Annotated in this window: 18 protein-coding genes; 12 read left to right on the top strand and 6 right to left on the bottom strand. The window is 46.5% G+C overall.

All coding sequences use genetic code 11. The features are described from left to right. Positions 1–227: 227 nt before the first annotated feature. From Q0V21_RS21415 to Q0V21_RS21405, 3 genes are read left to right on the top strand one after another with little or no spacing between them, the layout of a single operon-like run. Positions 228–1478 carry a glycosyltransferase family protein gene (locus Q0V21_RS21415; protein WP_301246226.1) on the top strand — a complete coding sequence of 417 codons (1251 nt, stop codon included), beginning with the start codon at positions 228–230 and terminating at the stop codon, positions 1476–1478. Continuing rightward, positions 1475–2221 carry an endonuclease/exonuclease/phosphatase family protein gene (locus Q0V21_RS21410; RefSeq protein WP_301880551.1) on the top strand — a complete coding sequence of 249 codons (747 nt, stop codon included), beginning with the start codon at positions 1475–1477 and terminating at the stop codon, positions 2219–2221. The genes Q0V21_RS21415 and Q0V21_RS21410 overlap by 4 nt, the downstream gene beginning before the upstream one ends. Before the next feature lie 42 nt (positions 2222–2263). After that, the gene (locus tag Q0V21_RS21405; protein WP_301880550.1) at positions 2264–3802 is read left to right on the top strand and encodes an MAC/perforin domain-containing protein; all 1539 of its coding nucleotides are present in this window, start codon (positions 2264–2266) and stop codon (positions 3800–3802) included. Between the two features lie 159 nt (positions 3803–3961). Here the strand turns inward: Q0V21_RS21405 and Q0V21_RS21400 are convergent, their stop codons facing one another. Both Q0V21_RS21400 and Q0V21_RS21395 read right to left on the bottom strand, forming a co-directional pair. Continuing rightward, on the bottom strand, positions 3962–6250 hold the full coding sequence (locus tag Q0V21_RS21400; RefSeq protein ID WP_301880549.1) for a 5'-nucleotidase C-terminal domain-containing protein: 2289 nt from the start codon (positions 6248–6250) through the stop codon (positions 3962–3964). 327 nt (positions 6251–6577) lie between these two features. Further along, positions 6578–7762, bottom strand: a complete 1185-nt coding sequence (locus Q0V21_RS21395) for an MFS transporter (protein ID WP_301880548.1) — start codon at positions 7760–7762, stop codon at positions 6578–6580. A 318-nt stretch (positions 7763–8080) separates the two neighbouring features. On the opposite strand from Q0V21_RS21395, the gene Q0V21_RS21390 reads away from it, so the two are divergent. Next, positions 8081–9043 carry an endo-1,4-beta-xylanase gene (locus tag Q0V21_RS21390; RefSeq protein ID WP_301880547.1) on the top strand — a complete coding sequence of 321 codons (963 nt, stop codon included), beginning with the start codon at positions 8081–8083 and terminating at the stop codon, positions 9041–9043. A gap of 103 nt (positions 9044–9146) precedes the next feature. Here Q0V21_RS21390 and Q0V21_RS21385 read toward each other — a convergent pair whose 3' ends face one another. Further along, positions 9147–10484 (bottom strand): glycoside hydrolase family 30 protein, encoded by a 1338-nt coding sequence (locus Q0V21_RS21385; protein ID WP_301880546.1) that lies wholly within the window; start codon positions 10482–10484, stop codon positions 9147–9149. 124 nt (positions 10485–10608) lie between these two features. On the opposite strand from Q0V21_RS21385, the gene Q0V21_RS21380 reads away from it, so the two are divergent. Next, the gene (locus Q0V21_RS21380) at positions 10609–11580 is read left to right on the top strand and encodes an AraC family transcriptional regulator (protein WP_301880545.1); all 972 of its coding nucleotides are present in this window, start codon (positions 10609–10611) and stop codon (positions 11578–11580) included. Positions 11581–11696: 116 nt separating this feature from the next. Here the strand turns inward: Q0V21_RS21380 and Q0V21_RS21375 are convergent, their stop codons facing one another. Beyond that, positions 11697–13214, bottom strand: a complete 1518-nt coding sequence (locus Q0V21_RS21375; RefSeq protein ID WP_301880544.1) for a leucine-rich repeat domain-containing protein — start codon at positions 13212–13214, stop codon at positions 11697–11699. Positions 13215–13555: 341 nt separating this feature from the next. Between Q0V21_RS21375 and Q0V21_RS21370 the strand changes: the two genes are divergently transcribed. The 7 genes from Q0V21_RS21370 (at position 13556) to Q0V21_RS21340 (ending at position 19656) form a co-directional block, all read left to right on the top strand. Next, positions 13556–14446, top strand: coding sequence for a diacylglycerol/lipid kinase family protein (locus Q0V21_RS21370; protein ID WP_301880543.1), 891 nt, complete (start codon positions 13556–13558; stop codon positions 14444–14446). 174 nt (positions 14447–14620) lie between these two features. Continuing rightward, positions 14621–15538 carry an aldo/keto reductase gene (locus tag Q0V21_RS21365; protein WP_079348232.1) on the top strand — a complete coding sequence of 306 codons (918 nt, stop codon included), beginning with the start codon at positions 14621–14623 and terminating at the stop codon, positions 15536–15538. A gap of 274 nt (positions 15539–15812) precedes the next feature. Next, positions 15813–17195: a transcriptional regulator gene (locus Q0V21_RS21360; protein WP_079348229.1), complete on the top strand. Its 1383-nt coding sequence runs from the start codon at positions 15813–15815 to the stop codon at positions 17193–17195. A gap of 241 nt (positions 17196–17436) precedes the next feature. Continuing rightward, positions 17437–17607, top strand: a complete 171-nt coding sequence (locus Q0V21_RS21355) for an aspartyl-phosphate phosphatase Spo0E family protein (protein WP_076287270.1) — start codon at positions 17437–17439, stop codon at positions 17605–17607. 98 nt (positions 17608–17705) lie between these two features. After that, positions 17706–18086: a GntR family transcriptional regulator gene (locus tag Q0V21_RS21350; RefSeq protein ID WP_079348227.1), complete on the top strand. Its 381-nt coding sequence runs from the start codon at positions 17706–17708 to the stop codon at positions 18084–18086. Further along, a complete protein-coding gene (locus tag Q0V21_RS21345) occupies positions 18083–18958 on the top strand; it encodes an ATP-binding cassette domain-containing protein (RefSeq protein ID WP_301880542.1) in 876 nt (291 codons plus the stop codon). The genes Q0V21_RS21350 and Q0V21_RS21345 overlap by 4 nt, the downstream gene beginning before the upstream one ends. Continuing rightward, the gene (locus Q0V21_RS21340) at positions 18955–19656 is read left to right on the top strand and encodes a hypothetical protein (protein ID WP_301880541.1); all 702 of its coding nucleotides are present in this window, start codon (positions 18955–18957) and stop codon (positions 19654–19656) included. The genes Q0V21_RS21345 and Q0V21_RS21340 overlap by 4 nt, the downstream gene beginning before the upstream one ends. Before the next feature lie 95 nt (positions 19657–19751). Here Q0V21_RS21340 and Q0V21_RS21335 read toward each other — a convergent pair whose 3' ends face one another. Continuing rightward, positions 19752–20267, bottom strand: coding sequence for a hypothetical protein (locus Q0V21_RS21335; RefSeq protein WP_285076210.1), 516 nt, complete (start codon positions 20265–20267; stop codon positions 19752–19754). A gap of 32 nt (positions 20268–20299) precedes the next feature. Continuing rightward, on the bottom strand, positions 20300–21079 hold the full coding sequence (locus Q0V21_RS21330) for an isocitrate lyase/PEP mutase family protein (protein ID WP_301880540.1): 780 nt from the start codon (positions 21077–21079) through the stop codon (positions 20300–20302). Positions 21080–21111: the final 32 nt, after the last annotated feature.

Raw genomic sequence — 21111 nt, 5'->3', positions numbered from 1 at the left:
TCGCTTTTTGGTTTGTTCTTGATTCAGGGTTTGTTATGTACGACCTGGCAGCAAAAGCCTTGAGCGGAGTATAAATCTTACGCTATAACAGCGGTTATAGAATGGGCTCTTTTGGTATCTAACTGGAGGTAGACGCGGTGAATGGACGCCTATGTTATTCTCTTTCTGGATGATTGGTGTGCTTCTTTTCAAGTGATACAGAAGGTGATACGGAAAGGGGGGTGTCCATGACATTTGGTTATCTTTTAAGAGATGCAGGATTGGCTAAGCCACGGGTGCTCGTCGTTGGACAAGGCGGGAACGCTACCGGTTACGCCCGGGTTCTGGAGAGCCTGGCTGGTTACCTGAAGGATGATTTTGATCTGGTCTACTTTGCCATCAGTGACTATGGTGATGTGTCACGTGACACCACATGGAAGCTGGAAATCAATCAGATGCTGGGTGACAAATACGGTTGCTTGCAATTGCCGGGGCTATTACGTAAATATCGGCCTGATCTGGTGCTGATGTGCGATGATCTTGGTTTTTATGAACTGCATGAAGAAGCACTTCGGCATTATGAGGGAATCACGGTTGTATACTGTCCGATCGATACCCCGGTGGATTCGTCCCGATTGAGGGCATTGAGTTATGCCGATGTAGTAGTCACTTACACACATTTTGGATTCAATATGGTATCTCAGGCCTTTGAACAAGAGAGGAGTCGGGGCGTACATGTCGGAAGCCCGCGGATGTACATTCTTCCTCATGGGGTGGAGACATCGCAGTTCTACCCTTTGACGTCCCAGCCGCTTCAGAAGCAAGGACTGACAAGAGAAAGACGTCATGCACGGATGTTCATGTTTCCAGATCGACCGGAGCTGCAGGACGCATTCATTGTACTGAATGCCAATCGTAACGGACAGCGAAAAAGGGTGGATATTACCCTTGAGGCTTTTGCCGAGTTTGCTCATGGCAAGCCGGATGTCTATCTCTATTTGCACATGGGGATGCGCGATTGCGGTGTTGACGTGCTCAAACTGGCGAGCGAGTACGGCATTATGGACCGACTATTGACAACAACCCGTGACAGGCAAAGGCCGCGTACGAACGAAATCGATCTGAACCTTATATACAACTCAGCTGATGTGGGGCTAAACACCAGCAGTGGCGAAGGATGGGGACTCGTGGCTTTTGAACATGCGGCCACCGGGGCAGCCCAGGTGGTGCCGGATCACAGTGCCTGCGGAGAATTGTGGCGAGCGGAAGGAATCTGTATTCCTTCCAAGCCAGAGACAGGAAACATGCCCGTGGTGTCTGCCAAGACAACTGCCCAAGTTCTGGAGGAATTGTATACCTCCCCTGTTTATCTGGAAGACCGCTCCTGGCAGGCCTATCAATACGCAACTTCTCTGGAATGGAGGTGGCAGGAAATCGCAAAGCGCTGGAAAGAACTGTTTCACCAAGAATTGCAGAGATTGGAGGAAAAAACGCATTGAAGCTATCCCTTTTGACATGGAATATGCAAGGAAAGGACTCCAAGGACCCGGATAAAATGGGCAATAAAATGAGCGCGCTGAAGAATTGGTTATTTTCCGGAGCTGTCGAAAATCCGGTCATTTGTCTCCAGGAGTGCGGCAAGCTTGATGAGTTCAAACAATTGAGACCCATTAGTCCCAAATCCTCCGTATCCGCCGGAGATATCCGTTTTAGTTCAAGGCAGGTAATGTTTGTGGTCTACTACGAGGCGGAGGTCGATAACAATCGGACCAATCTGGCCATTGTGACCCGAGCGGATCTGGCAACCGGGAATGTGGAATCCATCCTCCCACCACCGCGTCAAACTGGACTTCGTTCTGTTGTTGGTATGGAGATAGCCCATTCTGGAGGGTTGTATATCTACTCCCAGCATGCTCCATCCTCAAATCCCAAGTTTGCTTCGAGGTATACCCGACTTATGCTGCCCAAAATTAGAAAGTCACAATGGATCTATGCCGGAGATTTCAACTGCGAGCCTTCCGAGCTGGATCAGGGAAAAGGGGACTGGCAGCAAGACTGGATCGTTACGGCGGGTTCGGAGCAAACCCAGATCAGCGGTGGCAAGCTGGATTATGTAGTCAGCCGAAATATGCTGTCCTCCATTCCAGGTAACGGAATTCGCTGGATCAGAGAAATTCCCGGCAAAGCCGACAATTTTGTATCGGATCACTATGTTCAATATTTTGAAGTTACGCTGAAATAAGAGCGTGAACGAATCATTTGAATACAGAGGAGGATTATCCACATGGGGAAAATTGAAAACACAGAACAGACTCCGATAATGTCACAAGCTAACGCACTTGCCCAGGGAATGAATATTTACGGTACACGTGACGTATCCTCGTTTATCAAATTGCTGGTTTCTCCGGCCAAGGCCGCGGTCAAGACGGTTACCTTTCTGGGAAAAGACTATGAGGTTCCCGAATATGTGAACCTGATTCAGGATACGGAAACCTATGATGAAGGCGGAGCGTTCCGAACACGTGAAGAAGTACAGAACAGTCTGGCTGCTCATGTAGGCATACAGGGAAGTTATGGTGCGTTCAGCGGGGAAATGGCTCTTGATTACTCGGGTGAATTCAACAAGAACAGCCAGTATGCCTACGCTTACCGAAATTTTTACGCTGAAGCGGCTACGCTGCAATTCCAGTATGACGCCCGTTTTTTATCCGATGAATTTAACGAACGACTGAACGAATTGCCGTATGAGCTGTCGGATGAAAATTTGGACGTCTTCAGCAGCTTCTTCAATGACTTTGGCATGTATTTTACCAATAAAATCGTACTTGGCGGTTCACTGCAATTTTACACCGCTGTAAGTGTGGAAGGCCTATCCAATGTGCAGGAAATCTCCGCCATGATGAAGGCACAGTACGAGGCACTGTTCAGCAGTGGCAGTCTGGATGCCGGAGTCAAGAACAGCAGTGCGTGGAAGCAGTACGCGTCACACAGCAGCACAACGGTTCGTGCCCATGGAGGCAATCCCTCGGAGGTGTCCGATTTGACACTGATCAATCCGTTGGAACCCGGGGAGAACACAGTAAATCTATTCCGTAAGTGGGTGGACAGCGTCTCATCCGAGCCCGCTATTATTGATTTTACGCTTGAAGGGATCTGGCAGATTTGCGGGAAGAAGCGGCAAGCTGTGCAGGCCGCATGGGAAAAGTACGCAAGAAGTATGCACCCGCACCTAGCTATTGGGACGCGCAGCCGTGGAATCACTTGGCCGATTGAAGATAAGGCCATCGTACCCAATATCTACATCGGATCTGTTCCCTACGAGCCCTCCTCCGGGCAACCGGACGGTCCAGCCGGATATCAAGTCGTTATTTTGGACAGTAGCAATCTGAGCCATGTACTGCTCGACCGCTATTATACGGTTCCCAAAGAGCAAGGGTGGAACAGGACCTACCATGTGTTGTTTGATCAGATGAAGCGGGACATTCAGGGCAAGCTGGATACGGCCGGCAATATCCTGATTATCAGTTCTTTTGGCATTGACAGCGGCATGTCTCCCACGCCTGATATTGTTGGCATGTTACGCAGTGCCGGAGCGGGTGAACAACTCAATTATTGGCTGAAGGAACACCAGGAGAGCCAGGGACCGGGTAACTCATGGGTATTGTATCCGTCGAATTACATGCTGGTTGGCATTTTTGGCAATGGTCCAGGTACGGGCATCGAATTTTATGATTATAATACGCTTGAAACGGCCCAGCTTAATGTATATTTGTATCGGGAGATCTACAGCGGCAACTATACTTTGGGACTTGGGGAAATGTAACTGCAGGGATTGACGGCTTTTTAGCCAGAATTGTCTGAAACCTGAGCTTATTCTTAGATGTTCATTACAATCAAAAAACCAACCCAGCTAACAGGCTGAGTTGGTTTTTTCGATTTCTAGCGATGCACGCCATTTCCTCAATATATAGAGCTGTTAAAGTTAAGGCAGCATACTTACATATTTACCGTAGACATAAGCTGCGCGGCCATCCAGTTTCACTTTTACCCAACCATACTTGTCTGTACTGATCACCTCAAGGACAGTGCCTTTTGGTACGGCAGTAACCACTTTGGCTTTGGATGAAGCGCTGGAGCGTACGTTCAGGTAGGCAGCAGTAACCTTGGCTTGTTTGCCTTTTGCGACTGCACCCGGTTTACTTTTGCTTGGTGATGTCGATGGTTTGCCGGGTTTCGATGTGTCTGGTGTCGGTTTTGGTACCGTTGGTGTCGTTGGTTTCTCAGGTGTAGTCTCTTCCTCACCGCTGCCAGCGACCGCTTTGCGAGCCTTATTCAGCTCTTGATAGAACTCACCCTTTGTTTTCACGCCAGAGAATTTCGCGATACTTACGTTCGCTTTGGCGGCAAGAGCAGTCATTTCTTCTTCAGTCACCGCATCCAAAATGTTAATGGACGCAATGTTGGTATACTTGCCATCTTCCGTTGTCGGAACAGACATGATGCCATCATTAATCAACTCTACAATATCTGCACGAGCAGGTGCAGTCAGGTCTACGCCAGTGATTTTCCAGTTGTGCTGGATTTTCGGCTCGTAGACGCCTTTCATAACATCTTTCAAGTAAGCAATGGACAGATTACGGATCGTACCTTGAATCTCGCCAAATGCGGAAGCATCCTTGGAGGACCACAACTGCTTGAACTTACGGCCTTCCAATGCGCCACCCTTGGCAATCAGTGCTTCCATCCGGTAGGCATTCATACCGAGCTTGAGCGTATCGTCTTCTTTGACCACTGTGCCATTGCTGTATTTGAGGTTCGTAATCCGACTGCCGTAAGGCTTGGTCAGGTCGATCTCATACGTCACTCCACCGAAGAAGTCGTCGGTACTGTATTTGGAAGCGCGCCGTTTCGGATCAAAGCTGATCGTCACATCGCCAGGGCGTGTGGAGTTAAAATAACCCGCAGACCATTCCATGTAGTCCTTCAAATCATGTCCGGTCACTTCATATACCGTTACTTCTCCAAAGGCATATTGATAGTTGAATGCAATGTCCTTCTTTTTGATCGGTCCGACATCCAGCTTGGCTTTATCGTTATCGATCTGGTGAGCAACAACGTCAGCATCGCTATAATGCAGCATAACTTCGGTGAAGAAGTCGGAGAGAGGTGTCTCCTGGATCTGCACCGCAGGAATGCCTTTGATCTCATCCGCTGGCACCAGGTTGGTTCCTCTCAGTTCAGCCACTTCAATGTTGGCATCGGCACGAGCGAACTCGTGGAACGGATGCAGTGTATCTTCCAGTCCGGGATCGGACACTTCATAGGAGCCGTCGGCTGCTTTTACAGCGAGTGCTTGAGCTTCCTTGCTTTTCAGTACAACTTTATCGCCTTCTTTGGCAAACGTCAGATCGATTCGCGAAATGTGTGAACCGTATTTGTTCGGCTCGGAGATCAGTACGCCGTTAACCGTTTGTGATTCAATCAGCGTATGCATATGTCCGGCAAAAATGGCAGCCAGCTCGGGGTTGGCGTTGGCGATATCGGTCACCCCGGTGCCCGGGTTTCCGTTCTCGTTGTCCAGTCCCATATGCATGAGTCCAACCATGACATCCACTTTGCCTTTCAGCTCGGCGATGGCCTTCTTGGTCTCTTCCACCGGATCTTTGACTATGATACCGTCCAGGTGATCCGTACCTTTCTCGAACTCGGTAATCATAGGTGTGTTCATTCCGATGACACCAACTTTGATACCGTCTTTCTCAATAATCGTATAGGCTGGCATGTAGCGGTCGCCGTTTTCTTTGAAAATGTTACCTACCAAGGGTTGTCCCTTGAACTGTGAGGAAATCTTCTCTAATACGTCCAGTCCAAAGTTAAATTCATGATTTCCCATGACCCATGCATCATATTTCATCTCGTTCATTGCGACCATCATGGGAGATTGCGGTTGATCGTTAAACAGTTCAGCCGAGTTGTCCTGAATCATGTCGCCTGCATCCAGCAGGATTGTATTCGGATTCTCAGCACGTACTTTTTTCACGATCGTATACAACTGCGTCATGCTGCCCGTCGGATTCGGCCCGTCCAGAGCGTAGTCCCATGGCATAAATCGGCCATGAATGTCCGATGTGCCGAGCAACGTAATCTTGGTTTCCTTGGCTGCTTCGGCAGCTTGAACCGGAGTGGCAGCGAAGGGTGCAAAGAGGATGGAGGCACATAAAAGGAACGATAAGGGCCACCCGGCATAACGTTTCGGTGAAAATTTGCGCATGTTGTAATCTCCCTTGTTATCTAGTGTTATGTAAAGATATGTGTCATTGAATTTAATACTAGATAAACATTTGGTAAATGTAAACCACAAAATGACAAATATAAGAGACTGCTCTTAATCATTCCATGGAAACACCACAAGGAACGATCGGAGCAGTCCCTACACGTTTCTCTATATGTTTAAACTTCTTCCTCAGCAGCACCCAAATCATATTTATTTGTATATGAAGCTTGGCACTTCAGTATGAAAATGTTACTGATGAAGAAGGGTTTTCTCGTTATGGAGGAGAGATAGCGCTCTGCTCCAGACCAACAGTGCCCTTAACTTTTATACCGTCTCAATTGAACTACGACTACGGGAGGTGAAAAATTTTATTTTGACAACGATGGATACCAAAGCAAGCAAACCAAAGATGATTCCACTCCAGATGACCTGATGGATTCCGAGTTGGGCAATGAACCAGCCGCCAATGGAGGTACCAAGGGTAATTCCCAGATTAGAGAAAGAGACAAAGAGGCTATTTCCGAATTCCGGTGCTTCCTGAGATTCCGTCGTAAGCCAGGTTTGGCTGACAATCAGACCACCGGAGTGAATCGCACCCCAGACGAACACCATGATAATCATAGGAATGAAATAGGAGCCTGCATAGTAAACGAGTAAATAGGCGGCCATGTATAATACCGGGAAGAGGAGAACGGTTCTCGGAATATTTCGATGCAGGAGCTGTCCGAATACCAAATTTCCGGCGATCATAATAACACCAAAAGCCAAGAGCATCGCACTAATCCATGAACCGCCCATACGGGTGACTTGCCCAAGGTATTCGGCGAAATAACTGTATACGGAGAACATCGCTGCAAAAATAAAAATGACAGCGGCAATATTTAGCCACAGCGCAGGTTTACGCAAAATGCCGATCTGTTTGCCATAAGACATCTTCTCCTGCACAGGCATGGATGGAAGCCAAATCCATATACCGATGAAAGCAATGATACTGACAACCGCTCCGAACCAAAACGCAGCTTCTAGCGAGAATCGATCGGCAAGATAGGAAGTTAGGGGCACGCCAAACGCAAAGCCGGCAGTGATTCCGGTAAACACTTTGGCAACCGCCTGACTGCTTTTTTCCGGTGGTACCAGCTTGGCACCCGTGACCAGAGCGACGGAGAAGAAGACCGGATGAAAAATGGCCGGGATAATCCGAAAGATTAACATCATGTCGAAGCGGGTTGTGTAGGCATATACTACATTCGAAATGGCGAACAACAGCACAGCAATTAACAAAATGGTTTTACGATTGATACCAGATACGAGTAAAGTCAGAAAAGGGCCAGACACGGCAACGACTAGCGCGAAAATACTTACCAGCCATCCAGCTTGTGCAGCGGTGATATTGAATTTCTGAGTGATCAAGGGCAGCACTCCAATAATGCCTACTTCTGTAGTGATGATGGCGAATACACCCAATGCGAGAATGAGGATGAGCAGCGGATTAACCTGTTGTGATTTCATGTTAAAGTGTATACCTCCAAATTCATTTATATATATAGATAAATAGATATATTGAACTAAAAAAATACCTCCTTGCCTCTTATAAAATTTTGGCCGATATAATAAGTTCTCAGAATTACATTATATCTATATTTATAGATTTGTAAATATAATAAAGTGTAACGTCTTTGTTTAGGTTATTATGCTAGTACCCAATATCTATACTTTCTTAGGGACAAGCTATACTTTCTACATGGATAATTACAAATATATCCAGTAAAATGATGAATGTAAACGCTTACTAGATTGTCAACTATTAAAAACTAAAGGAGGAAGATCATGTTCAAGTCCAAATGGTTTAAGACCGTGGGTGCGTTAGCGTTAGTGGGTGTGCTTGCCACATCAGTAGCCGTCGGAAGTGTAAGTGCAGGTTTGGCGAAAGGTAGCAAGTTTCTGGGGAATATTATTGCAAGCAGTGTTCCCTCGAATTTTAGTCCATATTGGAATCAGGTGACGCCGGAGAATTCAACCAAATGGGATGCAGTGGAAGGCACGCGCAATAACATGAACTGGTCTCAGGCCGACATGGCGTATAACTATGCGGTTAACAATGGATTTCCATTCAAATTTCATACCCTTGTATGGGGAAGTCAGCAGCCATCGTGGATTAACAGCCTCTCCGCCGCCGATCAGAAAGCTGAAGTAACACAGTGGATTCAGGCGGCTGGCCAGCGTTATTCCAAAGCGGCTTTTGTCGATGTGGTTAATGAACCGCTGCATGCCAAGCCTTCCTATCGCAATGCCATCGGAGGGGATGGAGCAACAGGCTGGGATTGGGTGATTTGGTCTTTCCAACAAGCGAGACAAGCTTTTCCGAATTCCAAGCTACTGCTGAACGAATATGGTATTATCGGTGACCCGAACGCGGCGGATCAATATGTACAGATTGTTAATATTTTGAAGAGCAGAGGGCTGATTGACGGCATCGGTATTCAGGCCCATCACTTTAATATGGATAACGTCTCCGTAAGCACGATGAACACCGTGCTGAACAAGCTGGCTGCAACAGGTCTGCCGATCTATGTATCCGAACTGGACATAACGGGAGACGATAACACGCAGTTACAACGCTATCAGCAGAAGTTCCCTGTGCTGTGGCAGCATTCTGCGGTCAAAGGTGTGACACTGTGGGGTTACAATCAGGGTCAAACCTGGGTTAACGGTTCCCATCTGGTGAATAACAATGGTACAGAGCGTCCAGCAATGCAATGGCTAAGAAATTATCTTGCCAATAATCCTTAAGTTCTCATAATCATGCTCTGACGTTATCAGCTGCATCCATGAATAGCGCCTGTTCCGCAGTCAAACCGCAGAGCAAGGCGCTATTTCTGTTCATATCTTCTTTCTAGCCTTCCGAGATAACAATACTATTGAAGGAGTCAGCCTCCAACTCAAACTTAAGTGTCTGCCCCTCGTATGACAAATACAGGCCACGAGGATCCTTGAACGGATTGTTAATGACGATCACGAGACTGTTGTCAGGATTGCGGAATGCCACCGATTTGCCACTCCAGGCTCCAGACAGACCCACTCTTCGTGCACCAGGAACAATATGATGGGCAAAATGCTTCATCACATAATACTCGGGATTTCGAATGGCCTCACTCGTATCCGGGTCTACTGTAATCATCGAGTTTTGCTCCCAACCCCACGTGCTTCGGCCTTTTGGCTCCAAAACCATGTTCCAGTAGATATATGCATTCACTCCATTGATGAAATAGTGCTGGTACAGGTTGAATACATACTTGGCGTAGTTCCACGAGTTGTTGCCATCGCCGCATTCATTCTCGGTCTGCATGTATCGAAGCTCCGGATAGCTTGCCGCTGTGCGTTGAATGGCATTTTTGCCTGCCCACTGATAACCTACTCCCTTGATATAGGCGTACGCTTTGGGATCACTAAGCACCAGTCCGGCGTATTCGTCAAAATCATTTGTTTTTTTCTTGATCAATTCCTCCCATGGGTCAGGCGCGTTGATCGTCCCCAGCCAGATTTCCGTGTCCAGACCATGCCGGTCAAAAGCAGGGCCCAGATAATCGGCGATAAACTCACGCAGCTGCTCGCCAGTCCACATGCAGGAAGGAAATTTCTGATCCGCGATGACTTCGTTCTGCACATGAACCTGATGGATGGTGATGCCTGCCTCACGGTAAGCCTGTACGAATTTGACGAAATACAGTGCATACGCCTCCAATATCTCCTTCTCCCAGCGCAGCGTACCGTAGTTATAGGCTTTCGGCGATTTCATCCAGGTTGGCGGACTCCAAGGAGAGGCGAAGAATTGCAGATTTGGATTATAGGTCAGGGCCTCTTTGATGTATGGAATTAGGTATTTGAAGTCACGTTCAATCGAAAAATGTTCCATGGCCACGTCGCCGTCCACCTCATTGTGGCTGTACCATTGTTCTGCATAATCACTCGCGCCGATTGGCAGGCGGCAGATGTTGAATTTATGTTCGCCTTCCGGGTGAAAGAGGGAATGAAAGACTTCATGTCGCTGCTCCTCATTCAAGTGGGACAGGGCCATATAACCAAGCTCATTGAAGCAGCCGCCAAATCCTTCTACAAGCTGATGCTGTTCACCTGTGAGCTTTAGATTAGCGCTTTCATTTGTGATTGTATAAGAAATCTCTTTCCACGAAAGATTGGGTGTAGTGGAATAGCCATGTAACGTCAGAGACATTGGAATTTCCTCCTCGCTTGAACCTCAGGTATGTTGTACAGTACAGTCAGTATATCAAGTCCCTCCCCAAAAGCAGATACGCTGAACCGTGTAAAATTTGCCCTAATCCAAGGTGGTGTAATTCATGATCATCCCTGAACCATACCGTTCCTATCTGTCTCCCGAGAGCCGGTGGTTGCCTGCGACGGATTGGAATGTCAAGCTGTTTGGTGCTCACATGCAGAAGGTGAACCAAGGCTGGCATGTGCCGCAGGAATCCCATTTGGCCTTTGAATTAATTCTGATTCTGGAAGGCGCACAAACGACAATACTGGAGAATATCCGTTATGACCTTCATCAAGGAGATATATTACTTATCCCACCCGGATGCAAGCATACCAATGAATGCAATCAGGAGAAGGGTCTCACCTACTTTATTGCCCATTTCAATGTGGACGAGGCTTTGTTTCGGCAAGGGATGAGTCGACAAGTTCAGCTGTTGTTCCCGAATGGCAGCGAGGATAATCAGCGAATGACGGAAGTGATGATGAAATGGGTGAACCTTCTTCAGCAAAAAGAAGACTATACAACGGCAGATCTGTTCCGCATGCAGGCTGGTTTGCTGGAGATTCTGGCGATCTTGGCAGAGCAAAGCTCCTCCCGTTCTCAAGAATCCGTATCGCCTACTGTGGCGCACTATGCAACCCTGATTGCCGAGGCAATCAAAAGCCGCTTCAATGCCGGTAACATTCAGCGGGAAGGGCTGGGGGATAAGGAGATTCGTATTGAAGAGATCGCTGCTTCACTGCAAATCAGCCCTGGATATGCACTGGAGACATTTCAGAAAGTATATGGCATCTCCCCGCGCAAATATTTGTCCGAGCTGAAGCTCCACGAGGCCAAGCAGCTGATCCATCAACCTGATTTGAACCTTACCCGGGTTGCCGCCATGCTCGGATATTCCAGTCTTGCGCACTTTAGCCGGCAATTCAGAAGATGGACTGGCATGAGTCCCAGTGAATACAGACAGACGATGGGCAGCATCCGTTTTTTTTTGAATAAACCGAATTCCCGCGTGCCCACATCCAATTTAATGCGCACCAAAAATCCCCGCTGACGATTCAGACGGGGACTTCGTTGTGCATGCAAGAAGCTGCATGGATGTCATATGAATGGATTGTGCATTGAGATAAGTAGAGATAAGTGCGTGGTGCTTGATTATACTTTTGTTAATTAAGGTTGTTGTACACTCTCATCCTGTGCTTTGTTTTCAAAGATCAGGATCGTTTTGCTGCTTCCGATATACCCAACCGTCGTATGGAATTGCTCCGAAATAAATCGTACCGGGACAAACGCCTTGCCATCTCTCATCAACAGAGGCGCGTCGTTTACCGCAAGAGTATCATCTATACTCACCTGTTTGTTGCCCACCGTCCACTTCAGCACCGTGTCATTTTGCGCAATCTGAACCTCCTGTGTATCCGGATTCCAGTTCACGCTGGCATTCAATTGCTCCGAGACAAAGCGAAGCGGCACATAGGTCCGTCCATCCTCGATAAAAGGCGCAGCCTCCAGCGCGTAAGCCTGATCACCCACATAGGCGGTTGTAGACCCTTCAACCAGTCGCTGGAATCTGCCTTGCGGGGTGCGCTTCTGCTCCCGTACGTTCATTTGATTTAGAAGGCGCATCGTGTTGCTGCCGCTTGCGACGTCCAGGTAGTTGTTTTGCACCGTTAGTCCGGCAGGTTCCGGCTCCGAGACCGAAGTCTGAGTACCCGAGGACAAGGAGGTGGAGGTCGAGATATCCGTTATGGTATTAGCAGAGCTGTTTCTTGTAAAAGTAAATCCGGCAATGGGTGTCAGATCCCACACCCGGTTGTTGGACAGCTTCAGCACTTCCAGCTTGGACAGCTGCCGTAACGGCTCCAGGTCATAGATCTGATTGGACTCCGCATTCAGTTCTTTGAGCCCTGTCAGGCTCTCCAGGGGCGCCAGATGCTGAACCTGATTCCCGGAGAAGTCCAGTGTCCGCAGACGTGTCATATGCTCCAGTGGCATCAGATCGGAAATCTCGTTGCCTGCCACATTCAGCTTCTGAAGTGTATTCGGCAGATCAGCCAGTACATCCAGTGTCTGAATATGGTTATTGGCCACATTGAGCTGTTTAAGCTTTCTTTTATCAGCCAGTGGTGTCAGGTCCGTGATCGCATTGTTCGAGATTTCGAGCCATTGAAGATCATCTGCATCAGCCAGTGCGGAGAGACTGGTAATCTGGTTACCGCTGGCGTGAAACGTATGTAGTCGATTGAATCCACGTACAACCTCTATAGAAGAAATGGAATTGTTGCTGATATACAGCCGTCCCAGGTCTTTCAGATCAGCCAGTGCATCAATGGATGTAATGTAATTGTTGCGAACGTCAACCTCGCGAAGCTGAGTCAGATGCTCCAGCGGTGTTAAATCGTCAATCTCATTGCCATATAACCGGAGGTGAGTCAGATTCGTGGCGTATTGCAGACCGGCCAGGCTTTGAATGCCTGCATTGCTCAGATCCACAACGTTCAGCTGCTCCAGATCGGATGAGGTTAGAGGGGAATCTACCGGTTTGTTCAAGATCAGCTTCAGTCCGTTCTCGAGTGCAGGGTCTTCGATGATTCCTTCGCCCAAGTCTGCAGTAGTATAGGCCATCGCCTGCCCAGCCGCCCCGAGACTAAGGATGAATACTAGAAATAGTAGAGTCATTCTTCTCATTGCATGAATTCCCTCCGATTCCGATTTAAAGGATAGGTAAGTGTATTGTTCTTATGTACTTTGAGTACTCATTTATGTCGATGAACTATTATAGTTACGATATGGACAGATAGAATAGATATACACATCTATGTTATTAACCAGTCATTAGGCAAAAGGAACATGAAATTCATGACAGGCAGCACATCTACTTCTATTCTATATGATACCAGCCCCATACTGTACTCTTCCGGTCATCTTTTTCAAAAAAAATTGTACAACTCCCCCAGATCGTATTCAACTCCATGGCAGATAGGGTATAGATGAAGTAAAGAATGCCATTTGGAGGAGAAGATGCAGGTATGCGCCAAGCCATGATCATTAGCAATCCATCGTCCGGTAAAGAAGAAGCTAAGCAGTATGTGTCCCAAGTCAAAGAAATTCTTGAATCACAGCAGTATGAAGTGGTGATTAATGAAACGGCCGGGGAGGGCGATGCGACCAACTACTGCCTGAGTGCCTGCCAAGACGGCAGTGATCTCGTCATTTCCATCGGAGGAGATGGGACGCTGCATGAGACGATTAACGGCATGATGGAGCAGGAACATCGTCCCAGACTGGGTGTGGTGCCGCTGGGTACGGTGAATGATTTTGCGCGTGCGCTGAATATCTCCCTTGACCCGGAAGAAGCCATTCGGCAGTTACGATCGGAGCAGGTTCATAGGGTAGACCTCGGTAAAATTAATGATCGTCTGTTTGCCAACGTGGTGGCAGCCGGTTCATTGGCAGAAGCGCTGTTCTCGGTATCGTCGGAAGAAAAGTCGAAGCTGGGTTCATTCGCTTATTTGAAAGAAGGGTTGAAAGACCTGATGAACACACCCGCCAAGCAGCTAACCATTGAGTATGACGGGCAGTTTTGGGAGGGGGAATCTCCTCTTTTTCTCGCGGCGCTGACGAATTCGGTTGGAGGTTTTGAGAAATTGTCCCCTGATGCAGCGGTAGATGATGGGTTAATTCATTGTTTTGTGATCCGTAGCATGAACGTCTTCAATACAGTTACACTCGGAACGTCCCTGCTGTTTGGCAATCTGAAGAACCATAAGGATGTTGACTATTTTACGGCAAAAGAAGTTCATGTCCGTTCCACGGATGCCATCCGCACGAATGTAGATGGAGAGGAAGGGCCTTCCCTGCCCATTCGAATCCGTGTATTGCCTCAGCATATTGAAGTGATCGTCCCGGAAGAAGTGTAAGCGGATGAATGATGCAGAAAAAAACCTCCATTATTCCATATAAGAATTCTAATATTCCATTGAAACCGATTGCAGTTCTGTGTCACAATCATAGACGGAAGACAAGTATATACCAGTTGGCAATGATTATGGGCATTAGAGTACGATACTATTCGAATATGGAGGGAAATCATCTTGAGAACAATTAAACTTGGCAGCAGCGCACTTGAAGTACCGGTTGTAGCCGTTGGCTGCATGCGAATTAATTCATTAAGCAGCAAAGAAGCAGAACAGTTTGTTCATTCCGCCATGGAAGCAGGCGGGAACTTCTTCGATCATGCTGATATTTATGGAAACGGAGCATGCGAGGAGATCTTTGCAGAGGCTGTGCAGATGAATCCCCAGGTTCGTGAAAATATGATTCTTCAGTCCAAATGCGGTATCCGCAAAGGCATGTTTGATTTCTCAAAAGAGCATATCTTGAATTCGGTGGATGGCATTCTGCAACGCTTGAAAACCGAGTATCTGGATGTTCTGTTGCTGCATCGCCCGGATACATTGGTTGAACCGGAAGAAGTGGCTGAAGCCTTTGACCAGTTGGAGCGCGAAGGCAAAGTGCGTCACTTCGGGGTATCCAACCAGAATCCGAACCAGATCGAACTGTTGAAAAAATACGTTAAACAGCCACTGGTAGCGAACCAGTTGCAGTTGAGTATTACCAACACCACGATGATTGACAGTGGAATCAACGTGAATATGGAGAATGATGCCGCGGTTAACCGTGATGGCGGTATTCTTGATTATTGCCGCCTGCACGATATTACAATTCAACCATGGTCCCCGTTCCAATACGGATTCTTCGAAGGCGTATTCCTGGGAAGCGACAAGTTCCCGGAACTGAATGCGAAGATCGACGAGATTGCTGCAAAATATGAAGTGAGCAACACGACCATGGCGATTGCCTGGTTGCTGCGTCACCCTGCTCATATGCAACCAGTGACAGGCACAACGAACATCCAGCGTTTGCAAGATTGTATCAAAGCTAGCGATGTTCACCTTACGCGCCAGGAGTGGTATGAAATCTATCGTGCAGCTGGCAATGTGCTGCCTTAAACCAAGAGTAATATATAGCAGATCGTTCTGCTATAATGCATGTAAAACACGAGCGCATATGCTGCTCGTGTTTTTATTTTATCCTTTATTTGATGCTTGTCCGTTCCCGGTATAAAATAAGGATAGGGCCTTTATTTTAACAAAAGGATTTTTTTGTAATTAATACAAATTAGTTGAATTTATCTTATTGACCCTTGCTTAATTATTACATATAATTACTTTTGCATACCGTTAATCCTGTTTATGGTTTTTTATTTTGGAGGGTGGTGTTAGTTTGGAGCCGACAACCACGATACGCGATCACTTAGAAAGTTATCTGAAGCGTGAGCAGATGTCCATTAGTCTTTTTTCGGAAACGTCAGGAATTAACTCCGGTACGCTGAGCAATATTTTGAACAAGAATCGTCCGATTGCGATGCAGCAGCTGGATCGAATCACTTCAGCTATGAGACTTGAAGAAGGTTACTTCTATGAATTGTACATAGATGAGTGTTTTGTCCATGCTGCCCCTGACTGGCGAAGACTGGGACCATTCCTTCATCGATGTGCTGAGTTGAATAAATTGAACTGTATTGAAGAGGTTATCCGCTTGATGATGGATAATCTATCTTATATTCCTTTGCTATTTGATCTGGCTGAAGAATTCTACCATGCCGGTAATTTCGAACCGGCCGTTCTACTATATGAAACGATAGCCGAAAGTGAGAAAATGCAACACTCCGAACGGCTTGCACTATGTCAGTATCGACTCTTCAGGCTGGGACTGACCAATGATCAGCAACGAAATCTGATCATCGCGGCTCAATTCGAATACTATGTTGACCGGCTTGATGAACGTTATCAGCTGGATGCGCTCAACGAATTGATTAATGCCTTTGCATCTCTTCACAGGTGGAGCAAAGTGCAAGAGCTTTCTGAAAAGCTAAAAGTAAAAGCAACCATTCATTATGAGTTGAATGGAAGAAGGAAACAGGAAGAGACGAAACGACCGATTATCTTTTATATTATGTATGCCTATTTGGCATCTGGAAGTGCTAACTTCCATCTAAACAACTATGAAATTGCACTGAAATACGTTTCTTTATATACGGACTATAGTTGGGTGAGAGAGCCTGATTCGGATGAAATGGTTGTAATTAATCAATTTCAGGAATGGGCTGAGGGAAACCGCTATATATATCAATTAATGGCTGGTCAGTTTGAGGTATTGCCTGACTATCTCGATTATATCTCAACAAAAGAAAATGAGATTTTCCCGGCACTTTGTGATATTGTGACTGCTGCAAATCGCTATGATATGAATATTGATTATGTACTGAAGCAATACGAAACCTACTTCACCTACCAAGAACAAAGCAACCGAATAGGGAAAGTCAGCAAGCAGGTTACGGATGATCGATATGTTCGTCTGTTGGCAGGATTAGGGACCTATTACCTTAAAAAAGATGAATTTGCCAAGGGGTTAGATTTTGTTCTTGATAGTTTAAGGTTTTCTCTTGAAATTAGTGATGGACGCGGTATGCTTAGAGGTGTCGGGCTATTCGAGCAATATAGGGATTATGCGTCTGACACAGCCATACAGCAGTACAAAATCTTGATTAGTGAGGTGCAGAAACTCAATGAAGAGAAAGCTGGCTTTGCTGATAGTTACATGTAGTATAGTGGTGAACATTGTTGCTCCTGTTATTGGACCTGTCCCCACTGAGGAAGTTCCGAACCCTTCAATTTACCGAACTAATGACCACGGTTTAGGGACATAAGCCTAAGCCAAGGGACGCTTCTGAATATTCATTCAGAGGCGTCTTTTTTTGCGTCTGGTGGAAGAATAAGTATGTCGTACCCCTTGCGGCCTATCGATTGGCATAATAAACTAAAATATGACAAAAAGGAGGGGTACTATGGATTGCCTGGAGTTAATGTCACAGATCGAAGAAGCCAGACAACAGCTTCACCGCTTGCAGTCGGAATACGGCAGTCTGCTTCATCCTGAAGTCATCCAGCAATCTGTAGTTTTGGACGGTCTTATTAATCAATACAATCGAGCCAAAATGAAAAAGTTGATCAATTAGGGGTTCGCCTATTTACATATTGGTTTCCGTGCACTATAGTTAGTCACATGAGTAACTAACCGACTAACTAATTAACGATAGATGAAAGTTGGAATCGCATGAAATCGAATTTGGATGAATCTCAGCCCATTTTTCATCAGATATCCATGATGATTATGGATGACATTGTAGACGGCAGATTGAGGGTGGAGGAACAGGTCCCTTCAACCAATGAGCTCTCTCGCTTTTACAATATTAATCCAGCCACGGCACGCAAAGGGCTTCAAACGCTCGTGGACAAAGGTATCATTTATAAACAGCGGGGTGTTGGCATGTTTGTTGCGAAGGGAGCCCGGGAAGCGCTGCTTGTTGAGCGAAAACAGCATTTCTACGAAGAATATATCAAGCCTTTACTTGAAGAGGCCAGACGGATTCACATGAATGAGGACATGATTATTGATTTGATCCGAGGTAAGAAGGATAAGGAGAGTGAGTTATGATTCAGATCGAGCAGGTAACCTACAGCTATCAAGAGACGCCCGTGCTTAACAATGTGACTTTACATGAGACTGAGCCGACCATTAGTGCAATGTGGGGAAGAAATGGTGCCGGCAAAACAACCCTGATGAGTCTGCTCGCAGGCCATAACCGACCTGATGCTGGGACCATCCAAGTGATGGGCCAAGACCCATACAACAACTTGGCTGCGCAGGAGAACCTGTGTTATATCCAGGAGAATCATCCCTTGGGTAGAAATTGGACGATCAACGACATGGTTCGATTCGGTCAATACTTCCATCCTCAGTGGGATCAGACCTTTGCAGAGCGATTAATTGATATGTTCGAATTACCCGTGAAGAAGAAGATCACCAAATTCTCAAAAGGCATGAAGACCGCTGCCCAGATGATATTGGGTCTTGCCAGTAATGCAAGGGTAACGATTCTTGATGAGCCCACCAATGGACTTGATGCTGAGAAACGTAAATACTTCTACAATGCTTTACTGGAGACTTATGAAGATAACCCGCGTCTAATTCTAATATCAAGCCATCATATTGAGGAGATTCAGCCTTTATGTGAGTCCCTCATCGTTCTACAAGCGGGAAAAGTGTTGCTTAATCAGCCCATGGAAGAGATGCGTGAAAAAGGAGTTCTTCTAACAGGGGGAATGGATGATATTAAACATGTCACAGCTGACGTGGAGGTTATAGAATCTTCCCAGATGGGATCGACCATGAGAGTGATGATTGATGAGCCGTACTCCAAAGTGTGGAAGGACATTGCTCATGAACAAGGGCTTTCCATTGAGAAGGCGACACTACAAGATTATTTGATTAACAGGACCCGTAATCAAGAGGGGGTTAAGCGATGAACGCAGCGAAAGGTACGAATCGGCTGATTCTGGATGATATGCGCTGGTATTTAATGATTTTCTCTTCAATTACACTCATGCTTACAGTCGTCTATTTAGCTATTGGATTCATATTTGATGTGTCGTATACGACGCAATTATTTGGTCCAATGTATGGAGGGATCTGTACTTTTGCGATTGCGGGAATCCTTACTTTGTTTCCGGTTGCGATAGGTATGGGCAGTACACGAATTCAGTTCATGAAATCCTTCTATAACATTTCGGTATGGATGGTCGTAGGAACAATTACGATACTGAATGTCATCTATTTCATCATGCATCTTCTCCATGAATATGGAACGCTTGGCGTAACCTTTTATCAACCAGGCATGCTGTATTCAAGTGAGTATCATTTTTTTTCCTATCTATGGCTTGATCTGATGATTGGTTTCCTGGTGTTGGGATTATCCATCTTTTCAACTGTCTGTTGGATTCGATTGGGGATGCGTAATTTTTTCGTCCTGTTCTTTGGGGTTAGCTTAATCGTCACGCTGGTAATTGTTCTATCAGATCTGAGCGTCTGGTTCCAGTGGTTTACGAATGTCAATCTCATCGCATTGTTCACTGCTCTGGGGGTCATTGGAGGTGCTTTGCTTCTGAGCACATACCCCATGATGAAGAATGCGCCGCTTACAATGAAAGGCAGAAAAGATGGATAAGAGACGCTTTTGATGAAGGAGATATCCAGGCTAACTATCCATTGAAATCAAAGAAACACGAGTGAGTAAACACGCCTCGTGTTTTTTTGTATAAGTTAAGCTTGAGCTTGTGGTTTAAATCCTTCGTCTTTGAGATACTCGCCAGCCTCGCTACGAGATTCAAAAGCCATATCCAGATTAAGACCGGAATACACATACCACATGTCATCTTCATATTTTAAGGTAAGTGTATGTCCATCTTCATCGACCCATGTTCCGCCACCAACAGAGGTTGTAGCCAATGTAGGAGCAGCTTTTACTTGTTCTGGTTCTTTGGATTCTGCTGCGTTGGGATTGTAAGACATCGCTTTGATCGTTTCATCTAACAATGTGCGTAGATCTGCTTCGGAGTAATCCCGAATATTGACGAATCCTTTATCATCGGTCTCATAGTTGGGCAGTAGCCCTGCATAGATATAACCGTTACCGTTAGGATGAATATGGAAAGCGACAATCTTTTTATCATACGCGCTATCTTCGTAGTGAAAATTAACACGACCGAGAGAAACATCTTTGCGTTGCAGTTGGGGATACGATTGTAGCACTTCAAGCTTTTGTTCAACGTTAAGCATATTTTCCTCCTGTTAGTGTTGGGTAGTGGTGATTATAACATAGTTCCTGATAGAATACTTTGCCCCAGTTCTTTCAGGTGTTCCATCGCTTGCAGATAAGGATAAGGACCATAGCTTACGCGTGCCACACCCAGCACGCCAAGTTGTTTTGGGGAAGGCTCATGTGATATAACCATCACGTTGACCGGAAGCGACGAACGCTCACATAATTCCTGAATCAGTTGTTGATTCTGTAAGCCCGGAACGAACAGGCCACTGGCCCCTGCTTCTGCATAAGCCTTGGAACGAATAAGCGCTTCTTCAAGGAGAGCATGATTGTGTCGTTCAGGTGCATTTTGCAAAAAGATATCTGTGCGGGCGTTAATGAACAGTGGAATGCCCGCCTGCTCCGCTGCCTCCCGGGCGGCAGATAGTCTTAGACATTGCTCCTCCACATCGTAAAGTCCTGAGCCATCCGGAAGTTGATCTTCGATATTGATTCCTATCGCACCGTGATGGATCACGTGGCTCACATTTTCCTTCACTGCTGACGCATACCTGCCATACCCTCCCTCAATATCGAGCGTTACAGGCAGTTCGACGCTCTTGGTGATCCGCGCCAGATTGGCGAGTACCAGTTGGAAGGGCATTGATTCTCCATCTGGTTCACCATGCGCGGCAGCTACAGACCAGCTTCCGGTAGCAATTGCTGTGGCGCCGGTGGACTGGATGGCTTGTGCGCTTCCGGCATCCCACGCATTGACCAGCACCAAGGGATTGCCTTTCACATGGGCTTGGTGGAATATCGCTGCTTTTTCTTGTAGGGTATTCATATGGTTTCGCTCCTCGTTATATTGCTGTAAGC

The organism is Paenibacillus sp. 11B (genome assembly GCF_030487755.1).
GTDB lineage: Bacteria > Bacillota > Bacilli > Paenibacillales > Paenibacillaceae > Paenibacillus > Paenibacillus vandeheii.
Note: the sequence above shows the minus strand (reverse complement) of the source record. Positions and strands in the feature narration are given on the sequence as shown.